The organism is Nonomuraea sp. MG754425, assembly GCF_021699195.1.
GTDB lineage: Bacteria > Actinomycetota > Actinomycetes > Streptosporangiales > Streptosporangiaceae > Nonomuraea.
On sequence record NZ_SSXE01000004.1, the window covers coordinates 1 to 12,582 of the forward strand.

Annotated in this window: 10 protein-coding genes and 1 tRNA gene; 3 read left to right on the top strand and 8 right to left on the bottom strand. The window is 69.9% G+C overall.

What is annotated here, in order from left to right:
• Positions 1–196 precede the first annotated feature (196 nt).
• Positions 197–664 carry a hypothetical protein gene (locus FAF44_RS02085; RefSeq protein WP_237101245.1) on the top strand — a complete coding sequence of 156 codons (468 nt, stop codon included), beginning with the start codon at positions 197–199 and terminating at the stop codon, positions 662–664.
• A 411-nt stretch (positions 665–1,075) separates the two neighbouring features.
• Complete coding sequence (locus tag FAF44_RS02090; RefSeq protein WP_237101246.1) at positions 1,076–1,426, top strand: DUF1330 domain-containing protein; 351 nt, start codon at positions 1,076–1,078, stop codon at positions 1,424–1,426.
• Positions 1,427–1,544: 118 nt separating this feature from the next.
• Here FAF44_RS02090 and FAF44_RS02095 read toward each other — a convergent pair.
• The 8 genes from FAF44_RS02095 to topA all read right to left on the bottom strand — a co-directional run bounded on the left by FAF44_RS02095 (position 1,545) and on the right by topA (position 12,160).
• Positions 1,545–1,621 (bottom strand) — tRNA-Thr (locus FAF44_RS02095).
• A 57-nt stretch (positions 1,622–1,678) separates the two neighbouring features.
• Positions 1,679–3,163 carry an alpha/beta hydrolase gene (locus FAF44_RS02100; protein WP_237101247.1) on the bottom strand — a complete coding sequence of 495 codons (1,485 nt, stop codon included), beginning with the start codon at positions 3,161–3,163 and terminating at the stop codon, positions 1,679–1,681.
• Complete coding sequence (locus tag FAF44_RS02105) at positions 3,132–3,971, bottom strand: regulatory iron-sulfur-containing complex subunit RicT (RefSeq protein ID WP_237101337.1); 840 nt, start codon at positions 3,969–3,971, stop codon at positions 3,132–3,134. The genes FAF44_RS02100 and FAF44_RS02105 overlap by 32 nt, the downstream gene beginning before the upstream one ends.
• Before the next feature lie 103 nt (positions 3,972–4,074).
• Entirely contained in the window at positions 4,075–5,250 is a 1,176-nt protein-coding gene (locus tag FAF44_RS02110) for a DNA polymerase III subunit delta' (RefSeq protein WP_237101248.1), read from the bottom strand.
• Positions 5,251–5,259: 9 nt separating this feature from the next.
• Positions 5,260–7,302, bottom strand: a complete 2,043-nt coding sequence (tmk, locus tag FAF44_RS02115) for a dTMP kinase (RefSeq protein WP_237101249.1) — start codon at positions 7,300–7,302, stop codon at positions 5,260–5,262.
• A 141-nt stretch (positions 7,303–7,443) separates the two neighbouring features.
• On the bottom strand, positions 7,444–8,001 hold the full coding sequence (locus FAF44_RS02120; protein ID WP_237101250.1) for a helix-turn-helix domain-containing protein: 558 nt from the start codon (positions 7,999–8,001) through the stop codon (positions 7,444–7,446).
• Positions 8,002–8,076: 75 nt separating this feature from the next.
• On the bottom strand, positions 8,077–9,321 hold the full coding sequence (locus FAF44_RS02125) for a metallophosphoesterase (RefSeq protein ID WP_237101251.1): 1,245 nt from the start codon (positions 9,319–9,321) through the stop codon (positions 8,077–8,079).
• A 121-nt stretch (positions 9,322–9,442) separates the two neighbouring features.
• Entirely contained in the window at positions 9,443–12,160 is a 2,718-nt protein-coding gene (gene topA, locus FAF44_RS02130) for a type I DNA topoisomerase (RefSeq protein ID WP_237101252.1), read from the bottom strand.
• A 189-nt stretch (positions 12,161–12,349) separates the two neighbouring features.
• On the opposite strand from topA, the gene FAF44_RS02135 reads away from it, so the two are divergent.
• Positions 12,350–12,535, top strand: coding sequence for a DUF5703 family protein (locus FAF44_RS02135; RefSeq protein ID WP_237101253.1), 186 nt, complete (start codon positions 12,350–12,352; stop codon positions 12,533–12,535).
• Positions 12,536–12,582 lie beyond the last annotated feature (47 nt).

Genomic DNA, 12,582 nt, shown 5'->3' on the forward strand with positions numbered 1-12,582 from the left:
CCGTCTACCAGGGGTTTCGCCATGTCATCAGGCGAACGTCCACCTCGCGATCATGCTGTGATCATCAACCCACCGCAGGGGGATGAAAACGGCTCACTGGTGACATACCGGCGATCTCTAGCCTGACTGGAGCTGTCACCAACCTGGCCGGCTGCCAGTAACAGTCCAGAAGCCGATCACACGAAGGATCCATCTCGTGAAATTCAAGAGCCTGCCCAAGGCGTTCGGCACGGCCGCGGTCGGCACGCTCATCGCGGCCACCTGCGTGGTCGCCAACCCCAGCGCGGCGGCTGCTGATGTCGGGCCCATTAACTACGACGCGCCCACCAAGGCCACCGACGTGAGCACATTCAAGGAATACGTGGCACCCAGCGGCGCGCGGCTCCAACTCCGCATGGGCAAGTACAAGGGATCGTGGTACCGGTGGGGCCGCGCGTCCAACCCGACCAGCAACCTCAACAAGACCTACAACCTGGGTTTCTCGCGGAGCGGCGCTTCAAATGGATGCGGCCAGTTCAGCCAATCTACGGTTGACATCGACGGCACCTCGTACACGGGCGCGCTGAAGGTCACGGCTGCCTCCTCCCCCTACTGCGAGTACACCGCCTTCTGGCATGACAGGAACGGGTCCCACGACAAGGAGATCGTATGGCGCGGGAGATGACCTGATGTAGCTGAAAGGCATCTCGTGATCAGTAGTGGCCGCCTCTTGCACGGGCGCGAATCGGCGTCCACACCGATCAAACAACCCTCCGACAACCAGATCCTCAGCCCGGACAACCGCACCCACAACCGGCTCCTACGAGTTCTGCGCTGCCTCGGCGAACGCGGATTCGCCCTGCTCAAATGCCGCTGGCGAACTCTTCAGCACGTCACTCACAGTCCCGGCAGAATCGGCGACACCGCCCGCGCGGCCCCTGGGCAGCCTCGCTGTCCACGGCATCGACCACCTTCCGGCGAATGCCACAAGTCGGCCTGCGATGCCAGATCGCCTACCTGCCAGGTAATCGCCCTGCCTACGAAGGGCATGTCAGGATCGGCAGCGCACCGAACACGACTTCACCGGAAGGACACCATGCCGGCCTACGTCATCACTCACCTGCAGGAGGCAGCCCCGCACCCGGAGATCGCCGAGTACATCGAACGGCTCCCCACCACCTTCGAGCCGTACGGCGGCCGCTACCTCGTCCACGCTACCCAGCATGAGGTGAAGGAAGGCAACTGGCCCGGACATGTCGTGATGATCGGGTTCCCGGGGATCGCCGAGGCACGGGCGTGGTGGGATTCTCCCGCGTACCGGGAGATCGCGCCACTGCGCTCGCGGCACATCGAGGGCGACATCATCATGGTAGACGGCGTGCCCGAGAACTACATCCCAACGGCGGCCGCCACCGCCATACGGGAGGCGGCGGCCCTGCCCGCGTAGGTCGGCGTCTGGGATGACAACGGCTATCTCTACCTCAGCCACTGACCCCCGAACAACTTACGGGCGGGACTGCTTAGACACCCAGAAGCCCCCGCGATCATGCGGGGGGCTTCTGATCTGGAGCCGCCTTGGGGATTCGAACCCCAGACCCCTTCATTACGAGTGAAGTGCTCTGGCCGACTGAGCTAAGGCGGCGTGCGCTGTGCAGCTTGGGAGAGTCTACAGGAGCCAGAGAGGTTCTCGCTCCGTCGATCACTCGATGTCCGGACAGACCACCCCGTCCCCCGGCGACTGCCCCGTCACCAGGTACCGCTCCACCGCTTGGTCCACGCACGTGGACCCGTTGGAGTACGCGGTGTGCCCGTCGCTCTCGTAACCGAGCAGCACCCCCGATTCCAGGCGGCCGGCCAGTCTCCGGGCCCACTCGTACGGTGTGGCGGGGTCCCGCTCGGTCCCGATGACCAGGATGGGCGCGGCGCCAGGTGCGGGCGGCCGGAAACCAGGCACCGGTGACCGCGGCCAGTACGCGCAGGGCAGGGACGACCACGCCAGGTACGGCCCGAACCGTGACGTCCGCACCGCTCCGTCGGCATACGACGCCGGATACCCACCGTCCGCGCAGTTGACGGCCAGGTTGGCTTCGGTCTGGTTGGAGTAGGTGCCGTCGTCGCGCCGGCCGGTGAACTGGTCGGCGTTACGCAGCAGCAGGGTGCCGTCGCCCCTGAACGCCCGGCGCAACGCCTCGGTCAGTGCGGGCCACAGCGCGCGGTCGTAGAGCGGGGCCATCAGGCCCAGGGTGGCCGACGTCTGCGTGACCTTCCGCCGTCCGTCGCCGGCGGGCAGCGGCGCCTCGTCCGTACGCCGGAGCAGGCCGCTCACCTCCTTCAACGCCCCGCCCACCGTCCGGCTCCGGAACGGGCACCCCTTCCCGGCCAGGCAGTCCGCCGCGTACGCGCGCAGCGCCCGCTCGAACCCCGCCGCCTGCTCCGCGTCGAGCCGCGGCCGTGGCGTGGCCGGGTCGATCGCTCCGTCCAGCACCATGGCCCGGACGTGCTCGGGAAAGAGCCGCGCGTACGTCACCCCGAGCAGCGTGCCGTACGACTTGCCGAGGTACGTCAGCCGCCGCTCCCCCAGCGCCTGACGGAGCAGGTCGAGATCGCGGGCCACCGCCACGGTGCCGAAGTGCGGCAGCAGTCGTCCCGAGTGCCGGCGGCACCCCTCCGCGAACCTCCTGGAGCCCTCCGCCAGCTCAGCCCGCTCCTTCGCCGTGTCGGGGCTCGCGTCGAGTGCGACGAACGCGTCGAGTTCCTCGTCGGCCAAGCACTCGACGGGCTCCGACCTCCCGACCCCACGCGGGTCGAACCCCACGATGTCGAACCGCTCACGGACCTTCGCGCCGAACAGGAGCCGGGCAGCCCGCGCGTAGTCCACCCCGGACTCCCCCGGCCCGCCCGGATTGACCACCAGCGCCCCGATCCGCCGCCCCGCGCCTCCGCCGGCGGGCAACCGGGTCACCGCGATCTCCAGCCACTCCCCACCAGGCTCGCCGCCTGCTCCGGGGTGCACCAGCGGCACTCGCAGGTTCGCGCACTGGAACCCGTCCCCGCAGTCGCCCCAGGCCGGCCCGCCGACCACCCCGGGCTCGGGACGCCGATCAACCTCGCCAGGCCCGAACACCACCGCCAGGGCCAGCACCGACAGGGCCCTACCCCACCTCGTCGCCCGTCCCACCCCCATAGGTCGAGTCGTACGCCTTCCGCGGCCCGCACACGCTCGCCTTGGAGCACGAGCACCGGCGCCCGCCGTCGTTGAGCCGCACCACCACCGAGTCGGACGGCACATTGTGCCCCACCACGGTCCCGGCTCCCTGAGGGGTCTCCACAGCGGCCCCCACCCGAGGCGCCGAGGCACGGAACTCCTGGTACAGCGGGTGTTCGTACTTCAGGCAGCACATCAGCCGCCCGCACGCCCCCGCGATGCGCAACGGGTTGACCGGAAGGTCCTGATCTTTGGCCATCCGTACGGAGACCGGCTCGAAGTCCTTGAGGAAGGTGGCGCAGCACAGGTCCCGGCCGCACGGCCCGATGCCGCCCTGGAGGCGGGCCTCGTCTCTCGGCCCGATCTGCCGCAGCTCGACCCTGGCCCGCAGGTTACGGGCCAGATCGCGGACGAGGGCGCGGAAGTCGACCCGGTGCGGCGCCGAGAAGTAGACCGTGTAGACGTTGTCCTGGTCGAGGTAGTCGATGCCGACGACCTTCATCGGCAGCGTGTGCCGCTTGATCAGTCGTTTGGACACGCTGCGGGCCTCGGCCCTGCGGCGTTTGTTCGACTCGTCGCGGTTGAGGTGTTCCTCTCCTGCCGGCCCCGCGCACACCGGCAGCCCTTCGATGTCCTCGCTGACGTACTGCGGCGCCCACACGCACTCCGCCACCTCCGGACCGGAGTCCGTCGGGACGAGCACCCTGTCGCCCACTTTGGGGGTGTGCCCGCCGGGGTCGAGGTAGTAGAGCCTCCCGTAACGGGTGAAGCTCACGGCCATGATCATTCCCATGGGCTCGAGCTCGCCTCCTGACGGCCTAGAGGGGTACGTACGGCCTTCCTTGCCAGACTACGTGTGTCCCTACTCCGGACGTCAGGGTGGACCTACGTCAGGATCGCAACGCCAGCATCATCGCCTCGACGGCCATCTGCGGGTTGACGTTCGCCGCGAGCCGTTCCCTGCACCGCATGATCGCGTCGATCCGCCGCAACGTCTCCTCGGGCGTGCCCGACTTGGCGAGCTGATCCAGGTCGAAGCGCAGATCGTCGTTGGCCAGCTCGACCCCCATCGCCCCGAACTGCATGGCCAGCACGTCCCGGTAGAACGAGACGAGCTCCAGCAGCGCGGCGTCGAGCGAGTCGCGCTTGATCCGGGTGGCCCGGGACTTCTGCCGGTCCTCCAGTTCCTTCAGCGCGCCGGCGCCGCCCCGCACCAGCCCCCGGTTGAGCCCCTTGCCGCTGGACCCCTCTCCGTACAGCTTGCGCAGTTCGGACGTCTCGCTCTCGTTGAGCACGGCCGTCGCCGCGGCGGCCTCCTCCTCGGCCGTCTTCACCAGCCGCTCCGCGGCGGTGATGCACTCGCCCACGCCGGTCAGTGAGCGCGGGATGCCCAGCACCGCCTCGCGCCGTGTCCTGACGCCCTCGTCGAGCGCCAGCGCGCGGGCCCGGCCGATGTGCCCCTGCGCGGCCCGCGCGGCGAACCTGGCGGTCTCCCACGGCACGCTGTCGCGGGTGGCCAGCACGTGGGCGACGGCCTCGGTGGCGGGGGTGGTGAGGTTGACCAGGCGGCAGCGCGACCTGATGGTGATCATGAGATCGTCGGGGGCCGGCGCGCACAGCAGCCACACGGTACGCGGCGGCGGCTCCTCGATGGCCTTGAGCAGGGCGTTCGCGGCCGACTCGGTGGCCCGGTCGGCGTCCTCGAACAGGATGACCCGCCACCGCCCCTGTGTCGGTGCCCCGGCCGCCCGCAGGATCAGCTCGCGGGTCTGCTTGACGCTGTAGGACAGCCCCTGGGGGCGGACGGTCTCCAGGTCGGGATGCGAGCCGATGAGCACCTGGTGGCACTGGTCGCAGTGGCCGCAGCCGCCGTCGGGGCACAGCAGCGCGGCGGCGAAGGCGCGGGCGGCGGCCTCCCTGCCCGAGCCGGGCGGGCCGGTGAACAGCCAGGCGTGCGTCATGCCCGCGCCGCGCCCGCCCGAGACGACCTCGCCGGCCGCCGTCGCGGCCCGCGACAGCACGGCTGCCGCCTGGTCCTGCCCTACGAGGTCATCGAAAACGGTCACGGCACAAGGCTAGTCGCGGATGGCGGGCATCGTCCCCGTGATGTCCTCCGACTCGTGCGGCACCGGGTCGGGCAGGATCTCCCTGATCCGGTCCTGGATCTGCCGGGTGATCACGTCTTGCGGCAGTGTGCCGTCGACCACGAGGTAGCGCTCGGGGGCGGCCGCCGCCAGCGCGCGGAACTCCTTGCGCACCCGCTGGTGGAAGTCCATCGGCTCGGACTCGATCCGGTCGGCCGCGCCGCCCAGCCGGGTCAGCCCCACCTCGGGCGGCGTGTCGATGAGCACGGTCAGGTGCGGGACGAGCCCACCCGTCGCCCAGGCGTTGATCTTGGACACGTCGTTGGGGTCGAGTGCCCGGCCCGCGCCCTGGTAGGCCAGCGACGAGTCGACATAGCGGTCGGTGATCACCAGCGAGCCCCGGTAGAGCGCCGGCCTGATCACCTTCTCCACGTGCTCGGCCCGGTCGGCCGCGTACAGCAGCGCCTCCGAGCGGGCCGACAGGCCGCGCTCGGCCGCGTCGAGCAGGATCGCGCGCAGCCGCATGCCGACCTTGGTCGAGCCGGGCTCGCGGGTCTGCACCACGTCGAAGCCCTGGTCGCGCAGCCAGATGGCGATCAGCCGCGACTGGGTGGTCTTGCCCGACCCCTCGCCGCCCTCGAACGCCACGAACAGCCCGGGCACGTGCTCGGTCGCCTCGGCGGGGAAGCGCTCGCCGCGCACCGCCGCGATCAGGTCGGCCGCCAGGGAGACGCCCCGCTTGTCGTCCATGTGCCGCAGCGCCAGCACCCCGACGCACACCGCGAGCACCCCGCCGATCAGCAGCACCAGGTTGGTGCCGTCGAAGCGGTAGCTGAGCTCGCCCAGCCCGAACACGTGCACCCCGAAGAGCGCGGCCAGCGGGTTGGCCAGGGAGACCACGAGCAGCAGCGTCACCCGCGCCGTGGACTGCAGGAACGAGAACGTACGGCCGCGCAGCGCGTCGTCGACCTCCAGCCCGATCAGCGTGTAGCCGATGATCCAGGCGATGCCCGCGCACGCCCCGAGCGCCACGGTCAGCATGACCACGATCACCAGGTTGTGCACCAGCGCGATCGCGACCAGCACCAGCCCGGCCACGGTGATGGCCAGCCCGAACAACCGCCGCCGCGACAGCTCGCGCAGCAGCCTGAGCCCGAAGAACATGCCCAGCGCCATGCCGACGAACACCGCGCCGAACACCACGCCGTAGGCCGCGTCGCCGCCGCCGAGGGCCCCGACGTAGACCCTGGCCACGCCCACCACGGCCCCGCCGGCCGCGAACGCCCCGAGCATGCCGATCACCAGGCCGCGCACCAGCCGGTCGCCGCCCACGAACCGCCAGCCCTCGACGACCTGCTTGAGCACGGAGGGCGTGGAGATCGCGCCGTTGCGCTTGGGGATGTCACGCAGGGTGAAGATGAGGAAGGCGGAGACCAGGTACGCGCAGGCGTTGACGACCAGCGCGAGCCCCGTGACGTCGCGGCCCAGCGGGAAGGGCACGATGCCGGCGACCAGCTCGCCCGCGACCGACAGCGCGGCGAACAGCATGGCCGCGATGGGCGCGGTGCCGTAGGTGACCAGCAGGTTGAGCTGGTTGGCCGACTCGAGCTGCGCCTTGGGCACCAGGTTGGGCACCGTGGCTTCCTTGGCCGGGACCCAGAACAGGTTCACGCACTCGACCAGGACGGTCGCGATGATGACCCACTGGTAGCTGTCGACGAACGGGATCGACAGCACCACGGCGAACCTGGCCAGGTCGGCGCAGAACATCGTCAGCCGCCGGTCGAACCGGTCGGCGAACACTCCCGCCAGCGGCCCCAGCAGCACGGCGGGCAACATCTTGGCGACGAACACCCCGCCGACGGCCAGCGACTGCACGCGGTAGTCGCCCTGGGTGAGGTTGCCCGCGAGCGCGGTCAGCGCCAGGAGGTTGAGCCAGTCGCCCAGGCTGCACACCGACATGGCCATCCAGAGCCGACGGAACGGCGCGTTGGCCAGCACATGAGCCGGGCGGACTCGGCCGAGGGCAGTCATGATTTCAGCGTATCCAGATGTTGACCGGAAGCGGGTGGACTAGAGACGAGCCGGATATGCCCGGCTGCTCGTGGCTGAGAGTATTACGTGATCGCCCTCGAGCGCAGGTTTCGCACGTCGAATAGGCCCCCAAAAACATCATCAATTCATAACTCCGGACTCTTGCCGCGCCTCTTCCACCAATGGTCGCCACGCGTCCCGGATCTCGTCGGGCAGGACCAGCTCCTCCCACAGGTCGATCAGCAGCACGCCGTCGAGGTGCCCGAGCAGCACTTCCGGCCCGCCGCCGCACAGCAGCGCGGTGTAGGCCGCCCGGCGCTCGTCGCGGTCGGCCAGGTCGTAGGACCGCTCGCCGAGCCGCAGGACGCCCAGCGCGACCGCCACCGGCAGCCGCCGCAACCGGCTGGGCACGTGGAAGGCGCGCCCGTCACCGGTGGCGTGGGCGGCGCACTCGACCTTGGCCTCCAGCACCAGCCGGAACCCGGCCGCGTCGAGGATGCGCCCCGCGGTCTCCAGCGTCGGCGACTTCCTGCCGTGCTCGTAGGCCGACAGGGTGGTGCGGGAGGTGCCGCTCACGCTGGCCAGCGCCCGCTGGTTGAGGCTCGCGGCATGCCTGGCCTGCCGGAACAGCAGCCCGCCACGCCTGGCCCAGAACGCGACTCCCTGCGCCAGCGCCTCTTCCATGGGCGAAACGACCACGAACCCACCTCCGCAAAGTATCCGATCGGATACTCTACGCATGGCCTCGGCGCGTGACAAGCCGATTACGAGAAGTCAGGCCCGCAGTTCCAGCATCGTGATCTCCGGGGGCGCTCCGACCCGTACCGGCGGGCCCCAGAAGCCCGCCCCTCTGCTCACGTACACCTGCGTGCCCGCCACCTCGGCCAGCCCCGACACGACCGGCTGCTGCAACCCCACCACCAGGTTGAACGGCGCGATCTGCCCGCCGTGCGTGTGCCCGGACAGTTGCAGGTCCACGCCGTGCCGCGCGGCCTCGGTCACCTGGATGGGCTGGTGCGCGAGCAGCACCGTGGAACGGCCGGTGTCGCGCCCGCCGAGCGCCTTGCCGAAGTCGGGCCCGTCGCCCGCGGCGGCCCCGCCGACGTCGTTCACGCCGGCCAGGTCGAGCACGGCGCCCTGGTGCGCGATCTCCACGCGCTCGTTCCGCAGTGAGCGTACGCCCAGTGCCCCCAGCTCCTCGATCCACTCGCCCGGCCCCTCGGGGAGGAAGTACTCGTGGTTGCCGGTCACGAAATAGGCCCCGTAGCGGGATTCCAGGTTCCGCAACGGCCGCGCCAGCGGCCCGAGGTGGGCCACCGTCCCGTCCACCAGGTCGCCCACGATGGCCACCACGTCGGCCTGGAGCCCGTTGATCATCCGGACGATCCGCTCAGTGTGCCCGAGGCCCGTCAGCGGACCGAGGTGGATGTCGCTCACCACGGCGAAGCGCAGGCCGCTGAGCCGCGGGTCCAGCTTCGGCAGCGTGACGCCCACCCGCTCGATCACGGGGTCGCCCAGCGCGCTCGACATGCCGTACCCGACCGTGCCCAGGGCGCTCGCCCCGGCGATGGCGGCGGTGGTCCGTCCGAGGAAGAGCCGCCTGCTCATGGAGGTCACCCCTGGCGCGGAGACGGCCGGAGGCGTACCGGTCTCCTCGGCGGCCGGCGCGGCCGGACCCGCCAGCACCGCGACCGGCTCCGGCCGCGGTTCGGCGACCCGCGCGCGCCGCTCGGCGCGGCGCAGGAACCCCGCCGCCACGGCCCGCGGCACCTCCAGCAGGACGAGGATGACGACCAGGTAGAACAGCACCGCCAGCCAGATGTAGCCCGGCCAGGCCAGCCAGGTCTCCAGCCCCATCCGCGTGCCCACGAACGTCACCGCGAGCACCACGAACAACCCGGCCAGCGCCCAGGTCATGGCCTTGCGCAGCCGCCCGGGGCCGGTGGTCTGGCGCACCAGGCGGTGCCACAGATACCCATGCGCGCCCAGCACCAGGGTCACGAAGACCAGAACGATCACGGAACCGATGCTACGTCCGGCAACCCGGAAATGGCGGCGTACGTCCCGTTTCGCGCTCGGTCGTGAGCGGGCTCACATCGGACGTCGCGAGCCACCCGCCCACGACCCGCTCACGACCCGGTCACGACTTGGCCGCGGGCTTCTTCGCCGGAGCCTTCTTCGCGGGCGTCTTCCGCGTCGTGCTCTTCGTGGTGCTCTTGGCCGTGCTCTTCTTGGGTGCCGGCGCCCGCTCACGCCGCTCGGCCAGCAGCTCGCCCGCCCGCTCGATCGTGATGTCCTCGACCGTGTCGCCCTTGCGCAGCGACGCGTTCGTCTCGCCGTCGGTCACGTACGGCCCGAACCGGCCCTCCTTGACCACGACGGGCTTCTTGGAGTTGGGATCGTCGCCCAGCTCGCGCAGCGGCGCGGCGGCCGCGGCCCGGCCCCGTCCGCGCTGCTTGGGCTGCGCGAACAGCTCCTTGGCCTGCTCGATCGTGACCGTGAGCAGCGCCTCCTCCGAGGCCAGCGACCGGGAGTCGGTGCCCTTCTTCAGGTACGGCCCGAACTTCCCGTTGTGCGCGACGACCTCGTCGCCCTCCAGCTCGCCCACCACCCGCGGGATCGACAGCAGCCGCAGCGCGTCCTCCAGCGTGATCGTGTCCAGCGACATGGACTTGAACAGCGAGCTGGTGCGCGGCTTCGGCGCGTCGGCCTTCTTCGTCCGCCGCTTCGGGGCCTCCTCGTCGGCCGCCGGCTCGGGCAGGACCTCCGTCACATAAGGCCCGTAGCGGCCGTCCTTGGCCACGATCGTGTGCCCGGTCACCGGGTCGGTACCGAGCTCCCGGTCGCCGGTCGGCCGCGAGAACAGCTCCTCGGCCTTCTCCCCGGTCAGCTCGTCGGGCGTCATGTCCTCGGGCACGTTGACCCGCGCGCCGTCGCGGTCGAGGTACGGGCCGTACCGGCCGACCCGCAGCACGATGTCGGTCCCCTTCACCGGGAACGAGCTGATCTCCTTGGCGTCGATGTCACCCAGGTCGGTGACCATCTCCTTCAGGCCCTCGTCGCCGTCGGTGCCGTAGTAGAAGCGCTGCAACTCGGGCACCCGTTCCGCCCGGTCGTTGGCGATGTCGTCGAGGACCTTCTCCATGTCGGCCGTGAAGTCGTAGTCGACCAGGTTCCCGAAGTGCTGCTCCAGCAGGTTGACCACGGCGAACGCCAGGAACGACGGCACCAGCGCCGTGCCCTTCTTGAACACGTAGCCGCGGTCGAGGATGGTCCCGATGATCGAGGCGTACGTGGAGGGCCGGCCGATCTCCCGGTCCTCCAGCTCCTTGACCAGCGACGCCTCGGTGTAGCGCGCGGGCGGCTTGGTCGAGTGCCCGGCCACGTCGAGCCGCGTGAGGCTGAGCACGTCGTTCTCCGCCAGGTTCGGCAGGCGCTTCTCGGAGTCGTCGCGGTCGGTGGACGGGTCGTCGGCCCCCTCGACGTACGCCTTCAGGAAGCCGTAGAACGTGATCGTCCGGCCGGACGCGCTGAACTCGACGTCCTCGCCCGCCGACGACCTGCCGCCGGCCTTCACCGTGATCGACTCGCCGACCGCGTCCTTCATCTGCGAGGACACGGTGCGCTGCCAGATCAGCTCGTACAGCCGGAACATGTCGCCGGACAGCCCGGTCTCGCCCGGCGTGCGGAACTCCTCACCCGACGGCCTGATCGCCTCGTGCGCCTCCTGCGCGCTCTTCACCTTGCTGGAGTAGACGCGCGGCTTGTCCGGGACGTACGCGGCGCCGTACAGCTTGATGGCCTGCGAACGCGCCGCCGCCACCGCCGTCTCCGACAGCGTGATGCTGTCGGTACGCATGTAGGTGATGAACCCGTTCTCGTAGAGCCGCTGCGCGACCTGCATCGTGTACTTGGCGGAGAACCCCAGCTTCCGGCTGGCCTCCTGCTGCAACGTGGTCGTCCGGAACGGCGCGTACGGCTTGCGCGTGTACGGCTTGCGCTCGACGGACCTGACCGCGAACGACGACTCTTGCAACCGCCCGGCCAGCTCACCCGCGGCGGCCTCGGTCAGGTGCAGCACGTTGGCGCCGCCCTTGAGCTGCCCCGTGCTGGCGAAGTCGCGCCCCTGGGCCACCCGCTTGCCGTCGACCTGGCTCAGCGTGGCGGTGAAGTCGTGCGGGCGCTCGTCGGGCTTGCCGGTGTCGAAGAGCGCCTGCAGGTCCCAGTAGTGGGCGGGGGTGAACGCCATGCGCTCGCGCTCGCGCTCCACCACCAGCCGCGTCGCCACCGACTGCACGCGCCCGGCCGACAGCCGCGGCTTGACCTTCTTCCACAGGACGGGGCTGACCTCGTAGCCGTAGAGCCGGTCGAGGATGCGCCGCGTCTCCTGGGCGTCGACCAGACGGAGGTTGAGGTCGCGCGGGTTGGCCACGGCGTCCCGGATCGCCTGCGGGGTGATCTCGTGGAACACCATGCGGTGCACGGGGACCTTGGGCTTGAGCACCTCGCGCAGGTGCCAGGCGATGGCCTCGCCCTCGCGGTCCTCGTCAGTGGCCAGGTAGAGCTCGTCAGCATCCTTCAGCAACTGCCGCAACTTGGCTACCTGCGACCGTTTGTCGGGGTTGACGACGTACAGCGGCTCGAACTCGTGCTCGACGTTCACCCCGAGCCGGGCCCACGGCGCTCCCTTGAACTTCTCAGGGATGTCGTCGGCCTTCTCGGGCAGGTCGCGGATGTGACCGATGCTCGATTCGACGATGTAGCCGCGCCCGAGGTACCCGGCGATCGTCTTCGCCTTGGCCGGCGACTCGACGATCACCAGGCGTGTTCCGCCGGCGCTGCCGTTCTGTGCTGGCACGCTGCTTCCTACCTCGCTGTTCGCTTGCAAATCCCCCTGCCGGGAGTCGGCACAGACTGAAAGGTAACCCGACTCGCGGAAATTTCCTTCCCCCGGGCTACCCACTAGCTTCCGGGTCCACCCACAAGCACGCAGAATAAGGCCCACCGAGCGGCATGGCGCCCTGACTCACCCTGGAGACTAATCGTTGTGCTCGACTACTCCTACATGGATATCTTCATTCCGCGCGACCTCACTCGCGAAGCAGCACGTCAACTGCTCACTGAACACGCGGAGTACGGACGGTGGGAGCTCGCGCGCGTGCGCGTATACCCCGACGGCAGCCGTCATGTACGCCTTCGGCGCAAGGTCATACGCGTACGCAGCACGCTTTGATCGCGAACGGGCCGACCCTGAACATGGCTTTGCCCGCCCCGGGGCCG

Bases quoted from the DNA above. Each gene is read 5' to 3' on its own strand.
- FAF44_RS02090 (WP_237101246.1), top strand. From the start codon at position 1,076: ATGCCGGCCTACGTCATCACTCACCTGCAGGAGGCAGCCCCGCACCCG.
- FAF44_RS02100 (WP_237101247.1), bottom strand. From the start codon at position 3,163: ATGGGGGTGGGACGGGCGACGAGGTGGGGTAGGGCCCTGTCGGTGCTG.
- FAF44_RS02105 (WP_237101337.1), bottom strand. From the start codon at position 3,971: ATGATCATGGCCGTGAGCTTCACCCGTTACGGGAGGCTCTACTACCTC.
- tmk (WP_237101249.1), bottom strand. From the start codon at position 7,302: ATGACTGCCCTCGGCCGAGTCCGCCCGGCTCATGTGCTGGCCAACGCG.